The organism is Microbacterium esteraromaticum (genome assembly GCF_028747645.1).
Lineage (GTDB): Bacteria > Actinomycetota > Actinomycetes > Actinomycetales > Microbacteriaceae > Microbacterium > Microbacterium esteraromaticum_C.
Genome location: NZ_CP118100.1, coordinates 1,908,105 through 1,925,997, shown reverse-complemented (window position 1 = coordinate 1,925,997; position 17,893 = coordinate 1,908,105). Strand labels below are relative to the sequence as shown.

Here is a 17,893-nt window from a genome sequence, read left to right as displayed (position 1 = left end):
GGATGCTGTTCATCGGCGGTAAGGGGGGTGTGGGCAAGACCTCGCTGGCCTCGGCGCTCGGCCTGGCCAGGGCACGTGCGGGGGAGCGCGTGCTGGTGGTGTCGACAGACCCCGCCCACAACCTCGGGCACCTCTGGGAGCGCGAGGTGGGTGACGCCCCGGTGCAGTTGGCTGTGTTCGAGTCGGGCGAGCTGCACGGCGTGGAGATCGATCCGCACGCGACGATCGCGCGTCATCTGACCGCTGTCGAACAGACGATGCTGCAGCTTCTGCCCGAGCAGCAGCACGGCGCTGCGCGTGCACATCTCGACCGCGCCCGTGAAGCTCCGGGCAGTCATGAATCGGCGGTGCTGGAGCGCATCGCCGAGCTGGCAGAACTCGGGCGCACCGATTATGACGCCGTGATCTTCGACACCGCGCCGTCCGGGCACACTCTGCGTCTACTAGCGCTGCCCGGGCAGCTGGCGGGATGGACCGAGACGCTGCTGCGCAACCGGGATCGTTCAGAACGCTTCTCGGCGGCGATGCGCGGTCTCACCGGGCGCAGCGACCCGCAGGCCGACGCGCAGGCAGAGTTGCGGCGCACCCTGCAGCGGCGACGGGACCGCTTCGACGCGTTGCAGAAGGCGATCGCCGACCCGGAGCGCGCGGGATTCGTCGTCGTGTTCACCGCTGAGACGCTTCCGGTCGCCGAGACGTTCGAGGTCGTCGACAGCCTGCGCGCGATGCACGTTGAGGTGACGGCGCTGATCGCCAACCGGCGCTCGCCAGCCGACGCCGGCGAGCTGTTGCGCATTCGACGCCGCGGTGAGGACGTGCACCTTGCCCGCGTTCGCGACCGGGTGCCCAGCGTGGCCCTTCTCGAGGTGCCTCTCGTCGCGGGCGAGTTGACCGGAGCGGATTCACTGGCGCGGATCGCCGATCTGCTCGAGGCCGCCGGCTGACGCGCTCGCGGGTCTGTCGGTGCCGTTCACGGTCGAGCTGCTGGCAGCGGGCCGCCCCGTCTGAGAGGGCCCACCGTGGTCAGTCGAGAACGCGGATGCCGGCCGCCGCGGCCAGCGCGGGCGCGAGCATCTGCACCTGGTGCCCGTCGAGGGTCGCGCCGCGCAGGGACGTCACGTCGATGTACGAGAGTGCGTCGAGGCCGCGCAGATCGACATCGGTGGCGCGCATGTCACGGGGGTCGACCTCATCGGATCGGGTGTTCTCGAACGCGACGCGCGACAGCACGGCCTGCGGCACGTCGAGTGTTGTGATGCTGCTGCCTGTGACCTGCAGATGGTCGACCCGGGCGGCCCCGAGATTGAGGTAGTCGATGCGCACGTCGCGCAGCTCGATCTCAGACAAACGAGCGTCGGTGAGGTCGAGAGTGCCGATCCGGCCGCCGACGATGCGGATACGGCGGCCGTTCAACGCCCTGGCCTGGAGTGCTGCGACGCGGATGTCTGCAAGCTCGACGTCGAACATCGTGCTCCAGCGCATGTCGACATCTGTCGCCTGCCCCTCGATGACGCACTGCTCGACGGTGGCGTGGGTGAGGTCCGTGGTGTCCTGCAGAGTGATGCGCGCGGCAACGATGTCCGCACGTGGGGCAGGGGCGGCATCGGCCAGCTGACGCGGCAGAACGGGGGCGGATACGACGGGGGGCTTCGGGGCGGGAGTGCGGGATGCCATGGGCCGACCCTATGCCGGACCGGCGACATGGTGTGCACCGCCGGAACGACGTAGAATGGGCGAACCAGCGCAGATCCGGCCATCACCGGGGAGCTCTCGGAAGAACGCTTCGACCAGCAACGCGACCGAAGCCACTAGAACCGAGCGGGGCAGGCCCGTCAGCGCCGCAGTGAGAGTGGTTCGCGCGTCCGCGTGCGAGCACGTGAGGTGGTACCGCGGTTCGCGCGACAGCGCGGGTCGTCCTCGCAGCAGCATCCGACACGATCCCTGCGAGATGACATGACCTACCCGCGCACCTCCGCCGCCTCTGGAGCGCAGAGCTCCTTCGGCCCGGCCGCCGTCACTCCGAGCCCGCGCTTCCCCGAGATCGAGCGCGACGTGCTCGACTTCTGGAAGTCCGATGACACCTTCCGCGCCTCGATTGAGCAGCGCGAGGGCGCCGACGAGTGGGTCTTCTACGACGGCCCGCCGTTCGCGAACGGACTGCCCCACTACGGCCACCTGCTGACGGGCTACGCCAAAGACCTGTTCCCGCGTTTCCAGACCATGCTCGGCAAGAAGGTCGACCGCGTGTTCGGGTGGGACACCCATGGCCTGCCCGCCGAGCTCGAGGCGATGAAGCAGCTCGGCATCACCGAGAAGAGCGAGATCGAGGCGATGGGCATCGACGTCTTCAACGCCAAGGCCCGTGATTCTGTGCTCGCCTACACGCACGAGTGGCAGGACTACGTCACCCGTCAGGCGCGCTGGGTCGATTTCGAGCGTGGGTACAAGACGCTCGATCTCGGCTACATGGAGAGCGTGCTGTGGGCGTTCAAGACGCTCTACGACAAGAACCTCGCCTATGAGGGCTACCGCGTGCTGCCGTACTGCTGGCGTGATGAGACGCCGCTGAGCGCCCACGAACTGCGCATGGACGACGACGTGTACCAGATGCGCCAGGATCCATCGGTGACCGCGACATTCCCGCTCACCGGCGCCAAGGCCGAATCGCTCGGGCTCACCGGAGTGCGCGCGCTCGCCTGGACGACAACGCCCTGGACTCTGCCCACCAACCTCGCGCTCGCCGTCGGCCCCGACATCGAGTACGTCGTCGTGCCGGCCGGCCCTCAGGGGGCTGCCGACATCGTGCCGGGCGACGACGTCGCCGAGAGTGCGGCGCACCGCTACCTGATCGCGCGTGAGCTGCTCGGCGGCTATGCCAAGGATCTCGGGTACGAGTCGGCCGACGAGGCGCACGCCGCGATCGAGGCAGCGCATCTCGGAGCGGCGTTGCAGGACGTCACCTACGACCGCCTGTTCGACTACTACGCGGATGCCGAGACCTGGGGCACCGACAGTGCATGGCGCCTGCTGGTGGACGACTACGTCACCGTGTCGGACGGTACCGGAATCGTGCACCAGGCTCCGGCGTACGGTGAGGATGACCAGCGCGTGGCGAACGCCGCCGGCATCCCCACGATCATCTCGCTCGACGATGGCGGGCGCTTCCTATCCAGCGTCACCGACGTCGCCGGTGAGCTGTGGATGGACGCCAACACCCCACTGGTTCGCCTGATCCGTGCCGCCGGGCGCCTGCTGCGTCTGCAGAGCTACGAGCACTCGTACCCGCATTGCTGGCGCTGCCGCAACCCCCTCATCTACAAGGCGGTCTCGAGCTGGTTCATCCGCGTGACCGACATCAAGGACGATCTGCTGGCGAACAACGAGCAGATCACCTGGGTGCCCGAGAACGTCAAGCACGGCCAGTTCGGCAAGTGGCTCGAGGGCGCGCGCGACTGGTCGATCAGCCGCAACCGGTACTGGGGCTCGCCCATCCCGGTATGGAAGAGCGATGACCCCGAGTACCCGCGCGTCGACGTCTACGGGTCTCTGGAAGAGCTGGAGCGCGACTTCGGTGCGCTTCCGACCGGTCCGAACGGCGAGGTCGACCTGCACCGGCCGTACATCGACGACCTGACGCGGCCGAACCCCGACGACCCCACCGGCACGAGCACGATGCGCCGCATCGAGGACGTCTTCGACGTGTGGTTCGACTCGGGCTCGATGCCGTTCGCACAGGTGCACTACCCGTTCGAGAACCAGGACTGGTTCGACGCGCACGCGCCGGCCGACTTCATCGTCGAGTACATCGGGCAGACCCGCGGCTGGTTCTACGTCATGCACGTACTCTCGACCGCGCTGTTCGAGCGTCCCGCCTTCACCGGTGTGAGCTGCCACGGCATCGTGCTCGGCAACGACGGGTACAAGATGTCGAAGTCGCTGCGCAACTACCCGGACGTCAGCGAGGTGCTCGATCGGGACGGGTCGGACGCCATGCGCTGGTTCCTGATGTCGAGCTCGGTGCTGCGCGGAGGCAACCTGGCCGTCACCGAGGAGGGCATCCGGGCGGGCGTGCGCGAGTTCCTGCTGCCGCTGTGGAGCTCGTGGTACTTCTTCGCGACCTACGCCAACGCGTCGGGCGGCTACGAGGCCTCGTGGCGCACCGATTCGACCGACGTGCTCGACCGGTACATCCTGGCGCGTCTCGGTGATCTCGTCCGCGAGGTACGGGCCGATCTGGAAGGGCTCGATTCGACCACGGCCGCGGCGCGGCTGCGCGAGTTCGTCGAGGTACTCACCAACTGGTACATCCGTCGTTCGCGCGATCGGTTCTGGGAGGGCGTGAACGACGACCCGGCCAGCCGCGAGGCCTTCGACACGCTGTACACCGTGCTCGAGACCCTCACCCGCGTGGCGGCCCCGATGGTCCCGCTGATCAGCGAGCGCATCTGGCAGGGTCTGACGGGCGGGCGCAGCGTGCACCTGACCGACTGGCCCGACGCCGACGCGTTCCCCGCCGCGGATGATGTGCGTGACGCGATGGATGCCGTCCGCGAGCTGTCGAGCGTCGGCAACGCCCTGCGCAAGCGCGAGAAGCTACGTGTGCGCCTGCCCCTCGCACGGTTGACCGTCGTCTCGCCGCTGGCCGCTGATCTGGCGCAGTTCGAGGGCATCCTGCGTGAGGAGCTCAACGTCAAGGCCGTCGAGCTGGTCGCACAGCAAGAGGGCACTGCCGGCGAGTATGGCATCAGCCACCGCCTCAGCGTGAACGCCCGCGTCGCCGGCCCGCGCCTGGGCAAGGAGGTGCAGCGGATCATCCGCGCCGCGAAGGACGGCTTCTGGACCGAGCAGGACGGCGTGGTCACCGTCGACGGCATCGCGCTGGAGCCCGCCGAGTACGAGCTGGCGCTGGAGACCTCCGGACGCCCCGAGGGCGAGGCCCTGGCGATCGTCCCCGGCGGAGGGTTCATGCTGCTCGACACCGTGACGACGCCCGAGCTGGAGGCCGAGGGTCTTGCACGTGACGCGATCCGGGTCGTGCAGGAGGCGCGCAAGAACGCCGGCCTCGACGTCAGCGATCGCATCGCGCTCGCGCTGAACGTCGCCCCGGCCGACGCCGCAGCGCTCCAGGCGCACGCCGCGCTGATCGCCGCTGAGACGCTTGCGGTCGGCTTCGCGGTGCAGGCGAGCGAAGACATCGACCAGCTCGTCGACGACGTCGAGAGCCCCGGCGAAGGCGTCTTCCGCAGCGGAGCACGCGCGCTCGGCTCGGCGAAGTCGCCGATCGTCGTCACGATCGACCGCACCGTCTCCGAGGAGGACGCATGAGCGACACACAACGAGCGGATGCTGTCTACGAGGCGCTGCTGAGCCGGGCGGGTGAGCGCTGGGTGCAGCCGCGCAAGGAGCGTGTCGAGCGCATCCTGACGCTACTCGACGACCCGCAGCGCACGTACCGGGTGGTGCACATCACCGGCACGAACGGCAAGACGTCCACGGCGCGCATGATCGAGAGCCTGCTGCGTTCGCACGGCCTGCGCACCGGCCTGTTCACCAGCCCGCATCTGAAGCGGTTCACGGAACGCATCATGATCGACGGCGAGCCGATCGCCGACGCCGCGATCGCCGATGCGTGGGACGAGATCGAGCCTTTCATCGGGATCGTCGACGCCGAACTGCAGGCGGGCGGCGAAGAGCCGCTGACGTTCTTCGAACTGCTCACGGTGCTGGCATTCGTGGCGGCATCGGATGCCCCTGTCGATGTGCTGGTGCTGGAAGTCGGCATGGGCGGGTCGTGGGACTCGACGAACACCGCGGATGGTGATGTCGCCGTGTTCACGCCGATCGATCTCGATCACGCCGATCGTCTCGGCGCGACCATCGCCGAGATCGCCGAGGTGAAGGCGGGCATCATCAAGGACGGCGCCGCGGTCGTCTCGGCCGCGCAGCCCACCGAGGCCGCCGAGGTGCTGAGGCGGGTCGCCGCCGAACGTCAGGCGAGCATCGCCTTCGACGGCCAGGAGTTCGGTCTCGCGGCGCAGAAGCTCGCCGTCGGCGGGCAGCTGCTGACGATCAAGGGCATCGCCGGTGAGTACGTCGATGAGTACCTGCCGCAGTACGGCGCACACCAGGGGCACAACGCCGCGCTGGCTGTCGCTGCGGTGGAGTCGCTGATCGGCGGCGCGGAGCGCGCCATCCCCGGTGAGATCCTCACCGACGGTCTGCAAGCGGCTACTTCCCCCGGGCGCCTGCAGCTGGTGGGCATCGCGCCGACCGTGGTCGTGGATGCTGCGCACAACCCGCACGGTGCGGCCGCGCTCGCGCAGTCGCTGGACGACAGCTTCGACTTCGACGAGTGGGGTCTGGTGCTCGGTGTTCTCGACGACAAGGATGCCGGAGGCATCATCGACCGGCTGCTGCCGGCCGTCGCCGAGGTGTTCGCGACTGCACCCGAGTCGGCACGCGCTGAAGAGGGCGACGCCATCGCCGACCTGGTCGAGGCGCGGGGGCGTCGCGCCACGGTGCACGCGACTCTGGCGGACGCCGCGGATGCCGCACGCGAGTGGGCGGCCTCGTCGGAGCGCCGCGCGGTCGTGATCGCCGGATCCATCGTGCTGGCCGGTGAGGCGTTGCTGCTGTCCGAGGAAGAGGACTGGAAGTCGGGGTGGCGGGCGTGAGCGCACGTCAGGCGCGGCCGCCGCGCACCCTTGTGCAGAAGCTCGGCGCGATCGTGCTCGGCTCCGAGGCCATCGTCGTCATCCTGGCAGGGCTCACCGTGTTCGGTCTGCGCGCGGTGCCCGGTGACATCCCGCAGTGGTGGGGCATCGCCGGCGGCTTCATCGTGGCCGTGGCGCTGATCGTGGTCGCCGGTGCCATCACGCGCCCGTGGGCGATCCCGGCCGGCTGGGCGCTGCAGGTCGTCATCGCCCTCGCAGGACTGCTGGTACCGGCGATCGTCGTGGTCGCTCTGATTTTCGGCGGCATGTGGGGGTATGCGACGATCGGTGGGGCCCGCATCGACCGACAGCGTCCGTCGGGCCCGCCGGCAGAACCTCACACAGAGAGCGAATGACATGGCCACTGAAGAAACCCTCGTCCTCGTCAAGCCCGACGGCGTCGCCCGCGGCCTGACGGGAGAGATCCTCGCGCGCATCGAGGCGAAGGGCTACGCGCTCGTCGACCTGCGACTCGTCGAGCCCGACCGTGACCGGCTCGCCGCTCACTACGCCGAGCATGAGGGCAAGCCGTTCTACGAGCCGCTGATGGAGTTCATGATGTCGGGTCCGTCGGTGGCGATCCGTCTCGCCGGCAACCGCGTCATCGAGGGCTTCCGGTCGCTCGCCGGTACCACCGACCCGACCACGGCCGCTCCCGGCACGATCCGCGGCGACCTCGGCCGCGACTGGGGCCTGGCCGTGCAGCAGAACCTCGTGCACGGTTCCGACAGCCCCGAGTCGGCGGCTCGCGAGCTCAGCATCTGGTTCTGACGCAGAACACGAAGAAGGGGACGTCCTGCGGGACGTCCCCTTCTTCGTGCCCGGGGCGGCTCAGTCGGCCCGGATCAGAACAGCATTCCCACGACCTCGCCGAGCAGGTCGAGGCCGGCCAGCTGCGCCATCGCGATGACGATCGCATAGGCGACGATCGTCATCAGCGGAACCCAGGCCATCAAGCGCTCGGCGAGAGCTCTCGTCTGCGCGTTGCGGGTGAGCGTGCCGTTGCGCAGCAGATGCACCGCGGTCGCGAGGAAAGTCGGAATGGTGACCGCCCAGGTCGCCATGCACCAGGGGCAGAGCACCGAGAGGTTGTAGATGCTCTGGTAGATCAACCAGCCGACGAACACGACGGCGCCGGTGACACCGGCACCGAACAGTGCCCAGAACCAGCGGGGGAAGCGGATGCCGGCGATGACGGCGACGCCCATGACCAGCACGGCCATCCACCCGGTGAGGCCGATGATCGGGTTCGAGAATCCGAACACCTCTCCTTGCCACGAGCTGAGGTTCTTGTCGCACTGCAGCATGACGCTGACATAGCAACTGGTCTGCTCACCGGGATTCTCGAGCAGGAAGAGCTTCTCGACGGTGAGCTGGAATGCGGCCCACCACCCCAGGACAGCCGCGACGATGAGCCAGATTCCGTATCCGAGATAGCGGGGACGCTGCGTGGTCATTCCGCGATTATCCCAGCGTCTCCTATGTGCGCGCGGCGAGGCGCGACGCGCGCCATGAACCGGGGTGCGACGTGCGAGCCCACGTAGTGCGATAATGACTGCAGAGGACGTCGCGATCACTCGCGATGGCATCGACAAGACTTCGGGGCCGAATGCCCCTCGTGATCCGGCAGGAGCCGATCACACGCCGATTGATCAGCGGCGCAGTTCGCCGCACGAATTTTCGCGGAGCACGCAGTGCCCGCTCAGGGAGCAAGCCAGAGATGGCCGAAGAGAACGATGACAAGAACACCCCTACCCTCGACACGACGCCGGCTCAGCCGGTAGTCGAGGGCACCGCAGTCGAGGCATCGGCTCACGCCGAGGTCGTGACGGATCCGCTGAAGGTGGTTCCCGACGAGGAGGCCGCACCGGTGGCATCCGAGCCCGCAGAGCCCGAGGAACCCAAGCCGGTGACGGCGGTGAGCCTGGGCTTGATCCCCGAGGTGTTCGTCTCGCGGGTGTCCACCCAACTGCACTTCCACGCCCCGCAGATCACGGCGCTGCCGGCCCGTCCTCGGCGCGACGACGTCGACGAAGACGATCGCGGCCCGGGAGGATCCCGCCGCGGACGTCGTCGTCGCGGATCCGAGGGTGACGACGGTCACGAGGAGCCGCGTCAGCGCCAGCGCGCGGTCGAGTACATCACCGAGCCGAAGGCGATCAAGGGCTCCACGCGCCTCGAGGCCAAAAAGCAGCGCCGTCGTGACGGCCGAGACGCCGGTCGGCGGCGCGCTGTGGTGACCGAGGCGGAGTTCCTCGCGCGTCGGGAGTCCGTCGACCGCATGATGGTCGTGCGCGCCAAGAACGGACGCACGCAGATCGGCGTGCTCGAGGACGACGTGCTCGTGGAGCACTATGTCGCACGCAATCAGGACGCGTCGCTGATCGGCAACGTGTACCTCGGGCGCGTGCAGAACGTGCTGCCCAGCATGGAGGCGGCATTCGTCGACATCGGCCGCGGTCGAAACGCCGTCCTGTACTCGGGCGAGGTCGACTGGGACGGTGTCCAGACCGGCAACCAGCCGCGCCGCATCGAGCTCGCGCTCAAGCCCGGCGACCGGGTGCTCGTTCAGGTCACGAAGGACCCCGTCGGGCACAAGGGTGCTCGCCTGACCAGCCAGATCTCCCTGCCGGGACGCTACCTGGTGTACGTCCCCGGTGGATCGATGAACGGCATCTCGCGCAAGCTGCCCGACAACGAGCGCGCGCGCCTCAAGCGCATCCTCAAAGAGGTGCTGCCCGAGTCGTCCGGTGTCATCGTTCGCACCGCTGCCGAGGGGGCGACCGAGGAGCAGCTGACCCGCGACGTTCAGCGCCTCACCTCGCAGTGGGAGCACATTCAGAAGCAGGTCGCCTCGCAGCAGGCGCCGGCGCTGCTGCACGCCGAGCCCGACCTGCTCGTCAAGATCGTCCGTGACGTCTTCAACGAGGACTTCACCCGCATGGTGATCCACGGCGATGACGCACAGCGCACCATCCGCGCCTACCTCGAGAGCGTCGCCCCCGACCTGCTCGAGCGCGTCGAGACCTACACCGACGAGGTCGACCCGTTCGACGCGTACCGCATCACCGAGCAGATCGAGAAGGCGCTCGACCGCAAGGTCTGGCTGCCCTCGGGTGGCTCGCTGGTGATCGACCGCACCGAGGCGATGACCGTCGTCGACGTCAACACGGGAAAGTTCGTCGGCTCGGGGGGAAACCTCGAAGAGACCGTCACCAAGAACAACCTCGAAGCGGCTGAGGAGATCGTCCGACAGCTGCGTCTGCGCGACATCGGCGGCATCATCGTCGTCGACTTCATCGACATGGTGCTCGAGTCCAACCGCGACCTCGTGCTGCGCCGCCTGGTCGAGTGCCTGAGCCGTGACCGCACCAAGCACCAGGTCGCCGAGGTGACCTCGCTGGGGCTGGTGCAGATGACGCGCAAGAAGCTGGGCCTCGGACTGCTGGAGACCTTCAGCGAGGCGTGTGAGGTGTGCGCCGGTCGCGGCGTGATCGTGCATCACGACCCGGTTGTCAAGCACCGTGGTGGTGGATCGAATGGCGGCCAGGGCCGTCGTCCGCGCGGCGGATCGCAGTCCTCCTCGCAGCAGCAGAACCAGAATCAGAGCCAGAACCAGCAGCAGGCCTCGCAGCCCGCGGCGGCCAACGGTGGCACCCACAGCATCACCGAAGGCGCCAAGTCGGCTCTTGCGGCGATTGCCGCATCCACCATCGCACCGACGGCGGACGCACCGACGACGGACGCTGCCGTGGCCGATGAGAAGCCTGCGGCTGAGCCGGCTGCCGAGCGGCCGAAGAAGCCGCGCAAGAAGCGCAACACCGAGCGCAAGGCCCCGCGCAGCGAGGCCGAGCAACTGCTCGACTCGGTGCTCGATGCGCTTCCGGAACCCAAGGCCCCGGGGCAGGGGCGCAACCGTCGTCGTGTGACGACCGCGATGCTGACGCCTGGGTCGGCATCCGCCTCGGGCTCAGAGCAGTCGACGCCGGTCCCGGGCGCGGACGCGCAGTCCTGACCCGATCAGCCGCCGAGTGAGCTCCTTGCCGCTGACGTGCTGTGCACCCGCTTCGCGTAAGCGGGGCACGGCGTCGGCGGGAACGTCGTAGTGGTCGCGATCGAAAGCGCGTTGCGGAATGCCCTGCGCGGCCGCGAACGCGTGCAACTCGTCGAGGCTCTCGTCGCTGACGAGGTGCGCCCATAGCCGGCCGTGCGCCGGCCACATCGGGTCATCGACGAGTACGGCCATACGCCGAGCATAGGCTGGAGCGAATGAGTGACGTCGACTTTGCGGCATCGGGCAGCATCCGGTAAAGTTGTCCTTTGGTGCGAGACCCCTGTCGGCTTTTGATGTTTGCAGGAGAAGTCTTGCGTCCGCACCCGTCGCGATGGCGTCGAACGCAAGCAACAGTCTTCCCGTGAGATTCTCGGAGCGACTCGCTCCCCAACGAAACAGGTATGAAGTGGTTTACGCAGTAGTGCGCGCCGGTGGACGGCAGGAGAAGGTCGAGGTCGGCACGATCGTTCAGCTCGACCGTGTTCAGGCTGCCCAGGGCGAGAAGATCGAACTTCCCGCCGTGCTCCTCGTCGACGGCGCCACGGTGACCACCGACGCTGACAAGCTGGCGAAGGTCAAGGTCACCGCCGAGGTTATCGGTGACCTCCGCGGCCCGAAGATCGTCATCCAGAAGTACAAGAACAAGACCGGCTACAAGAAGCGTCAGGGCCACCGCCAGGAGCTCACGCGCGTCAAGATCACCGGCATCAAGTAAGCACGGAAGAGGCTCAGACATGGCACATAAGAAGGGCGCGAGCTCGACCCGCAACGGTCGTGACTCCAATGCACAGCGACTCGGCGTGAAGCGCTTCGGCGGTCAGACCGTCAACGCCGGCGAGATCCTCGTCCGTCAGCGCGGCACCCACTTCCACCCCGGCGCTGGGGTCGGTCGTGGTGGCGATGACACGCTGTTCGCCCTCGAGTCGGGCGCCGTCGAGTTCGGCACGAAGGGCGGCCGCAAGGTCGTCAACATCGTCGCTGCCGCTCAGTAAGCACAGCAGACTCTCACAGACGGGGCGGGCTTCGGCTCGCCCCGTCTGCGTTTTTCGCCCTCGCGTCGCGGGGACTCCCACAGGAGGAGCAGCCACATGGTCAGTTTCGTCGACACCGTCACCCTGCATCTGCGTGCAGGCAAGGGCGGCAACGGCTGCGTCTCGGTACGGCGCGAGAAGTTCAAGCCGTTGGGAGGCCCGGACGGTGGCAACGGCGGTGACGGTGGCGACATCGTTCTCGTCGGCGACCCGCAGGTGACCACACTGCTGTCGTACCACCACTCGCCGCACCGCAACGCCGGCAACGGCGGGTTCGGCATGGGGGACCTGCGCTCCGGGGCCGCCGGCGAGACCGTCGAGTTGCCCGTTCCGTTGGGCACGGTCGTGAAGACGCTCGACGGCGACGTGCTGCACGACATGCTCACGCCGGGGGAGCGCTTCGTCGTGGCGGCCGGTGGCCGCGGTGGGCTGGGTAATGCCGCGCTGTCATCACCCAAACGCAAGGCGCCCGGCTTCGCTCTGCTGGGCACCCCCGGTGATGAGAGCTCGGTCGTTCTCGAGCTCAAGACGGTGGCCGACGTGGCTCTCGTGGGCTACCCCTCAGCGGGCAAGTCGAGTCTGATCGCCGCGATGTCGGCGGCGCGTCCGAAGATCGCCGATTACCCGTTCACCACCCTGCACCCCAACCTGGGTGTTGTGCAGGCCGGTGACAGCCGGTACACGGTCGCCGATGTGCCGGGTCTCATCGAAGGTGCCAGTGAGGGCAAAGGCCTCGGCCTGGAGTTCCTGCGCCACGTCGAGCGCTGCTCGGCGTTGCTGCATGTGCTCGATTGCGCGACGCTGGAGCCGGGCCGCGACCCGCTCTCCGACCTTGATGTGATCCTCGCTGAACTCGGTGCCTACCACGTTCCCGAGGGGCAGACGCCTCTGCTGGAGCGTCCGCAACTGGTCGCGCTGAACAAGATCGACGTGCCAGAGGCGCGCGACCTCGCCGAGATGGTGCGCCCAGACCTCGAAGCGCGCGGGTTCCGCGTGTTCGAGATCTCGACGGTGTCGCATGAGGGTCTTCGCCCGCTGAGTTTTGCCCTGGGCGAGCTGGTCGATGCACATCGCGTCGAGCAGGCAGTCGAGGTGCCCGCCGAACGTGTCGTCATCCGCCCCCGGGGTGCCACCGCTCAGTTCGAGATCAAGGTCGAGGGCGGCACGTACGGCAACCTGTACCGCGTGCTCGGCGAGAAGCCGGTGCGCTGGGTGCAGCAGACGGACTTCCAGAATGAAGAGGCCGTCGGCTACCTCGGTGACCGACTCGAACGACTTGGCGTCGAGGATGCCCTCTTCAAGGCGGGCGCGACGCCGGGTTCGACAGTCGTCATCGGCACCGGCGACAACAGTGTCGTCTTCGACTGGGAGCCCTCTATCCAGTCGACCGCCGAGCTGGCGACCTCTCCGCGAGGAACCGACATCCGTATCGGTGGCAGCAGTCGTCGCACGACGCAGGAGCGTCGTGAGCAGTACTACGAACGCATGGACGCCAAGGCCGCTGCACGAGAGGAACTCGAGGAGCAGCGCCGCGCATCCCGCGAGGGCGAGGAATGACCGCGCTCTCGCGTGCGGATCTCGCCTCGGCATCGCGGATCGTCGTCAAGGTCGGCTCCTCATCGATCAGTGGCGAAGCCTCGTGGCGTATCCCGATGATCGTGCAGGCGCTGTCATCCGCGCATCGTCGCGGCACCGAGGTGATCCTGGTGTCCTCCGGGGCGATCGCCACGGGCATTCCCTTCCTCTCGCTCGACGCGCGCCCCACCGACCTCGCCACCCAGCAGGCCGCTGCCGCCGTCGGGCAGAACGTGCTGGTCTTCCGGTACCAGGAGGCGCTGCGCCCGTTCGGGATTGTCGCCGGGCAGGTGCTGCTCACCACGGGTGATCTCGAGAACCGCACCTCGCGTAGCAATGCCCAGCGCGCCATGGATCGGCTGCTTTCGCTGCGCATCATGCCGATCGTCAACGAGAACGACACGGTCGCCACGCAGGAGATCCGCTTCGGCGACAACGATCGATTGGCCGCGTTGGTCGCCCAGCTGGTGAGCGCCGATGCCCTGGTGCTGCTCAGCGACGTCGAGTCGCTGTACACCAAGCCGCCCACCGACCCCCAGGCGCAGCCCATTGACGTCATCGCCGCGGATTCCGACCTGGCGGGTCTGGAGTTCGGCGCGTCGGTCGTCAACAGCGTCGGCACCGGGGGAGCGGCGACCAAGGTGTCCGCTGCCCGGATGGCGGCTTCGTCGGGTATCGGTGTGCTCGTCACGAGCGCCGACCTCGTCGGCAAGGCCCTCGAAGGTGCCCCGATCGGCACGTGGTTCGAGCCGATCCTGTCGGCCTGACGCCTGTTCCGCGGCATCCGCGGTCACACGGCCCGCGGCGCGCTGACGCGTCGCTACACTGACCGGATGAGCACCACGATCGCATCGGACGCGTCCACCGACACCGCCCAGGATCGTCTGGCGCGAGCGAAGGACGCCTCGCGATCGATCGCCCGACTGACCAGCGACGACAAGCACCGTGCCCTCTCGGCGATCGCCGGGGCGATCGAGGCGGGTGTCGACCGCATACTCGAGGCGAACGCCGTCGATATCGCACGGGGGCGCGAGAACGGCATCGGCGATGCGTTGATCGACCGTCTGCGTCTCGACGCCGGACGCGTCGCGGCGCTGGCCGCCGCGGTGCGCGACGTCGCGGCACTTCCCGACCCGATCGGTCAGGTTCTCGGCGGGCATCGGATGCCCAACGGCGTCGCCCTGGAACAGGTGCGCGTGCCGTTCGGTGTTGTCGGTGCGATCTATGAGGCGCGGCCCAACGTCACCGTCGACATCGCCGCGCTCGCGCTGCGCGCCGGCAACGCGGTGGTGCTGCGCGGTGGCAGCGCCGCACGAGAGTCGAACACGGTGCTCGTGCAGATCATGCGCTCTGCGTTGGCGGACATCGGGGTGGAGGCGGAAGCGATCCAGACGGTGGATGACTTCGGTCGTGACGGCGCGAAGGCGCTGATGCACGGGCGCGGCCTTGTGGACGTGCTGGTCCCGCGCGGAAGTGCCGCGCTGATCGAGACAGTGGTCACGGAGTCGACCGTTCCGGTGATCGAGACCGGCTCGGGTGTGGTCCACATCGTTCTCGACGAGTCGGCACCGATGGACTGGGCGCGCGACATCGTCGTCAACGCCAAGGTGCAGCGCCCCAGCGTGTGCAACGCCGTCGAGACGGTGCTGGTGCTGCGGCAGGCGGCTCCGCAGTTGATTCCGGTCGTCGCCAGTGCGCTGCAGAGCGAGGGCGTGGCGATTCACGGCGACGATATGGTCGCCGGGCTCGTGTCGAACGTCATTCCGGCGACCGAGGACGACTGGCAGGCCGAGTACTTGAGCCTGGACGTGGCGATCAAGGTCGTCGAGGATCTCGATGAGGCACTCGACCACATCCGCCGCTACAGCACGGGCCACACCGAGGCGATCGTGACGACCGACTCACGCAATGCCGAGAGGTTCCTCGCCGAGGTGGATTCCGCGGTGGTGATGGTCAACGCCTCGACGCGTTTCACCGACGGTGCCGAGTTCGGCTTCGGCGCCGAAGTTGGCATCTCGACCCAGAAGCTGCACGCACGCGGCCCGATGGGCCTGTCGGAGCTGACCAGCACGAAGTGGTTGGCGCGCGGATCCGGCCAGACCCGCGGGTGAGGACTAGACTGGACAGGCTTTCCCCTGTCAGGTCAGAAACGGAGTCAGGATGAACCTCGTCGCACAGATCGCGATGGCCGCAGCCGAGTCGGAGCACGGAAACGTCGCTGCCGAAACCTTCATCTTCGGTGTGATCGCGGCGATCGTGTTCGCGGGGATGGCGGTCGTGGCACTGTCGTACCGTCACGTCGCCAACCGTCACTCGGCAAAGGCCGAGGCGTACGCAGAGCGTCACGGCAAGGACGGCCACGGCCACTAGGACTACATGCACGACTCCACGGCCCGGGCACCGCGCATTGGCGTGATGGGCGGCACCTTCGACCCCATCCACCACGGGCACCTGGTCGCGGCCAGTGAAGTCGCGCACTCGTTCGACCTCGATGAGGTCGTGTTCGTGCCCACCGGGCAGCCGTGGCAGAAGCACGATGTGACGCCGAGCGAACACCGGTATCTGATGACGGTGATCGCGACGGCATCCAATCCGCATTTCACGGTGAGCCGTGTGGATGTGGACCGTGCCGGTCCTACGTACACGATCGACACGCTCCGTGATCTGAAGCGCGAGCGTCCCAATGCTGAGCTGTTCTTCATCACCGGAGCGGATGCCGTAGCGCAGATTCTCAGTTGGAGGGACCATGATGAACTGTGGGATCTCGCCCACTTCGTCGCGGTCTCCCGACCCGGACACGTACTGAGCACCGACGGCCTGCCGACCGATAACGTCAGTCAGCTGGAGGTGCCGGCGCTGTCGATCTCGTCGACGGCGTGCCGTGAGCGAGTGGCCGAGGGACAGCCCGTCTGGTACCTCGTGCCCGACGGAGTGGTTCAGTACATCGCGAAGCATCATCTGTATCGGAGTAGGACATGAGCACATCGAACCAGGACGGTCAGGCACGTCTCACGCGCAAACAGCTGCGTGAGATCCGTCTGACCGGTTCGACGCCGGTCATCACCGACGAAGAGGCATCCGCCGACGCGACGCCCGAGGAGCCGGCGCAGACGGCGCCGGCCGAGGTCGCGTCGCCCGCTGCCGCACCGGTGACGTCGGATGCGACGGAATCGACTCCGGAGCAGCCGTCGGCAGAACCGCACGTTCCGCTCACGCGCCGCGCGGCGCGCGCTCAGGAGCGCATCCGTACCGGTTCGGTTCCGTTGCCCGAGCAGGCGGATGCTGTCGCACCGGCCACCGACGCAGAGCCGGCGCAGCCGCGGCCTGTCGAGCGCGAGAACGTCGTCTCGGCGGTTCCCGGGTTCGCTCCGGCCGAAGAGGCCGCAAAGCCGGCAGCCCCGGTGACGGATGCCGCGGTGTCGGCGCCTGCCGAACAGGGGCATTCGTCGCTGAAGGAACTGTTCGCCGCTCGTGCGGCCGAGGCCGGACTCGCCGTGCCGGACACGCACGAACACGAGGCTGCGGAACGCCCGAAGGTGGGTGCGGCGTTCGGCATCGGTGTTCGCCATGACGAGCATCCGCAGCATCCGACGGCGTTCGACGATCTGCTCGGCGGGGGATCCTCAGGATCGCACAGCGCATCGACGGCGCTGATCTTCACGCCGTCTCCCGGCGTCGGCTCGCTTTCAGGGCCGGTCGCCTCCACGGGTGAGCTGCTGATCACCGGCACCTACGCGCTGCCCGACGGTCTCGGGTCCCAGGGCCACGCCGTCGGTACGACTGATGGGAAGGAAGCCGACGCCGTGCTCATCGATGGTGAGCTCGCACCGGCTTCCTCGCCCACCCCGATCGCCGCCGCATCAGCGGTTGCGACCTCGAAGCCGGCCGGCGAGGTCATTCGCCCCCCGGCGCCCGACAAGGGCAACAAACTCATGCTCACCCTGGCGATCATCGCCGGTGGACTCGCGCTCGCGCTGGCCGCTGCTCTGATCATCGCCTTCACCACGAGAGTTCTCGGTTGATGCAAGCACCACAGTCCGCAGTCGAAATGCTTCAGATCGCCGCAGACGCGGCGAGCGACAAGGGCGGTGAGGACCTCGTCGCGCTCGACGTGTCCGGCCCGCTTCCGCTGGTCGACATCTTCCTGCTCGTCACGGGAAACAGCGAGCGCAATGTCGCCGCGATCGCCGACGAAATCGAAGACAAGCTCATCGAGTCGGGCCACAAGCGCGTGCGCCGGGAGGGGCGTGCTGAGGCGCGCTGGGTGCTGCTGGACTTCGGTGATCTGATCGTGCACGTGTTCCACGCGGAGGAGCGCGTCTACTACGGGCTGGAGCGCCTGTGGAAGGACTGCCCGCTGGTGCCGATCGAGCTCAGCAACCCCGTTCCCGAAGCGAACAACGGGATGTGACGCGTGCCGTCCGGCCGGCGACACACCCGGCCGGGCGGGGCGATTCGCAACCGATGAGCGCTCCGTAGTATGCTGATCTAGTTGCCGGGGCGGAAACGCTCCGAAAACA

At 67.9% G+C, this 17,893-nt stretch carries 18 protein-coding genes; 15 read left to right on the top strand and 3 right to left on the bottom strand.

The window, feature by feature from the left end; translation table 11 throughout:
* Positions 1 to 2: 2 nt before the first annotated feature.
* Entirely contained in the window at positions 3 to 944 is a 942-nt protein-coding gene (locus PTQ19_RS09055) for an ArsA family ATPase (RefSeq protein WP_338000573.1), read from the top strand.
* A gap of 79 nt (positions 945 to 1,023) precedes the next feature.
* Here the strand turns inward: PTQ19_RS09055 and PTQ19_RS09050 are convergent, their stop codons facing one another.
* A complete protein-coding gene (locus PTQ19_RS09050) occupies positions 1,024 to 1,674 on the bottom strand; it encodes a pentapeptide repeat-containing protein (RefSeq protein ID WP_274367086.1) in 651 nt (216 codons plus the stop codon).
* Positions 1,675 to 1,953: 279 nt separating this feature from the next.
* On the opposite strand from PTQ19_RS09050, the gene ileS reads away from it, so the two are divergent.
* The 4 genes from ileS to ndk are packed head-to-tail and all read left to right on the top strand — an operon-like array spanning position 1,954 to position 7,484.
* A complete protein-coding gene (ileS, locus tag PTQ19_RS09045; RefSeq protein ID WP_274367085.1) occupies positions 1,954 to 5,325 on the top strand; it encodes an isoleucine--tRNA ligase in 3,372 nt (1,123 codons plus the stop codon).
* Positions 5,322 to 6,674 carry a bifunctional folylpolyglutamate synthase/dihydrofolate synthase gene (locus PTQ19_RS09040; protein ID WP_274367084.1) on the top strand — a complete coding sequence of 451 codons (1,353 nt, stop codon included), beginning with the start codon at positions 5,322 to 5,324 and terminating at the stop codon, positions 6,672 to 6,674. Before ileS ends, PTQ19_RS09040 begins: the two co-directional genes overlap by 4 nt.
* Positions 6,671 to 7,069 carry a DUF4233 domain-containing protein gene (locus tag PTQ19_RS09035; RefSeq protein WP_224817970.1) on the top strand — a complete coding sequence of 133 codons (399 nt, stop codon included), beginning with the start codon at positions 6,671 to 6,673 and terminating at the stop codon, positions 7,067 to 7,069. The genes PTQ19_RS09040 and PTQ19_RS09035 overlap by 4 nt, the downstream gene beginning before the upstream one ends.
* Position 7,070: 1 nt before the next feature.
* A complete protein-coding gene (gene ndk / locus PTQ19_RS09030; RefSeq protein ID WP_179410596.1) occupies positions 7,071 to 7,484 on the top strand; it encodes a nucleoside-diphosphate kinase in 414 nt (137 codons plus the stop codon).
* A gap of 74 nt (positions 7,485 to 7,558) precedes the next feature.
* On the opposite strand, the gene PTQ19_RS09025 is transcribed toward ndk, so the two are convergent.
* The gene (locus PTQ19_RS09025; protein WP_274367083.1) at positions 7,559 to 8,170 is read right to left on the bottom strand and encodes a vitamin K epoxide reductase family protein; all 612 of its coding nucleotides are present in this window, start codon (positions 8,168 to 8,170) and stop codon (positions 7,559 to 7,561) included.
* Positions 8,171 to 8,433: 263 nt separating this feature from the next.
* On the opposite strand from PTQ19_RS09025, the gene PTQ19_RS09020 reads away from it, so the two are divergent.
* Complete coding sequence (locus PTQ19_RS09020) at positions 8,434 to 10,728, top strand: Rne/Rng family ribonuclease (protein WP_274367082.1); 2,295 nt, start codon at positions 8,434 to 8,436, stop codon at positions 10,726 to 10,728.
* On the opposite strand, the gene PTQ19_RS09015 is transcribed toward PTQ19_RS09020, so the two are convergent.
* On the bottom strand, positions 10,684 to 10,959 hold the full coding sequence (locus PTQ19_RS09015) for a DUF4031 domain-containing protein (RefSeq protein WP_206549630.1): 276 nt from the start codon (positions 10,957 to 10,959) through the stop codon (positions 10,684 to 10,686). The genes PTQ19_RS09020 and PTQ19_RS09015 overlap by 45 nt on opposite strands.
* Before the next feature lie 214 nt (positions 10,960 to 11,173).
* On the opposite strand from PTQ19_RS09015, the gene rplU reads away from it, so the two are divergent.
* From rplU to rsfS, 9 genes are all read left to right on the top strand, one after another.
* The gene (rplU, locus tag PTQ19_RS09010) at positions 11,174 to 11,482 is read left to right on the top strand and encodes a 50S ribosomal protein L21 (RefSeq protein ID WP_179410599.1); all 309 of its coding nucleotides are present in this window, start codon (positions 11,174 to 11,176) and stop codon (positions 11,480 to 11,482) included.
* Positions 11,483 to 11,501: 19 nt separating this feature from the next.
* A complete protein-coding gene (gene rpmA / locus PTQ19_RS09005) occupies positions 11,502 to 11,759 on the top strand; it encodes a 50S ribosomal protein L27 (protein WP_179410600.1) in 258 nt (85 codons plus the stop codon).
* A 96-nt stretch (positions 11,760 to 11,855) separates the two neighbouring features.
* Positions 11,856 to 13,355 carry a GTPase ObgE gene (gene obgE, locus PTQ19_RS09000; RefSeq protein WP_274367081.1) on the top strand — a complete coding sequence of 500 codons (1,500 nt, stop codon included), beginning with the start codon at positions 11,856 to 11,858 and terminating at the stop codon, positions 13,353 to 13,355.
* The gene (gene proB, locus PTQ19_RS08995) at positions 13,352 to 14,140 is read left to right on the top strand and encodes a glutamate 5-kinase (RefSeq protein ID WP_179410602.1); all 789 of its coding nucleotides are present in this window, start codon (positions 13,352 to 13,354) and stop codon (positions 14,138 to 14,140) included. Before obgE ends, proB begins: the two co-directional genes overlap by 4 nt.
* 66 nt (positions 14,141 to 14,206) lie before the next feature.
* Positions 14,207 to 15,484, top strand: a complete 1,278-nt coding sequence (locus PTQ19_RS08990) for a glutamate-5-semialdehyde dehydrogenase (protein ID WP_274367080.1) — start codon at positions 14,207 to 14,209, stop codon at positions 15,482 to 15,484.
* Positions 15,485 to 15,533: 49 nt separating this feature from the next.
* A complete protein-coding gene (locus PTQ19_RS08985) occupies positions 15,534 to 15,743 on the top strand; it encodes a hypothetical protein (protein WP_179410604.1) in 210 nt (69 codons plus the stop codon).
* A 6-nt stretch (positions 15,744 to 15,749) separates the two neighbouring features.
* Positions 15,750 to 16,352, top strand: coding sequence for a nicotinate-nucleotide adenylyltransferase (nadD, locus tag PTQ19_RS08980; protein ID WP_274367079.1), 603 nt, complete (start codon positions 15,750 to 15,752; stop codon positions 16,350 to 16,352).
* On the top strand, positions 16,349 to 17,395 hold the full coding sequence (locus PTQ19_RS08975) for a hypothetical protein (RefSeq protein ID WP_274367078.1): 1,047 nt from the start codon (positions 16,349 to 16,351) through the stop codon (positions 17,393 to 17,395). The genes nadD and PTQ19_RS08975 overlap by 4 nt, the downstream gene beginning before the upstream one ends.
* Complete coding sequence (gene rsfS, locus PTQ19_RS08970; RefSeq protein ID WP_179411824.1) at positions 17,395 to 17,784, top strand: ribosome silencing factor; 390 nt, start codon at positions 17,395 to 17,397, stop codon at positions 17,782 to 17,784. The genes PTQ19_RS08975 and rsfS overlap by 1 nt, the downstream gene beginning before the upstream one ends.
* Positions 17,785 to 17,893 lie beyond the last annotated feature (109 nt).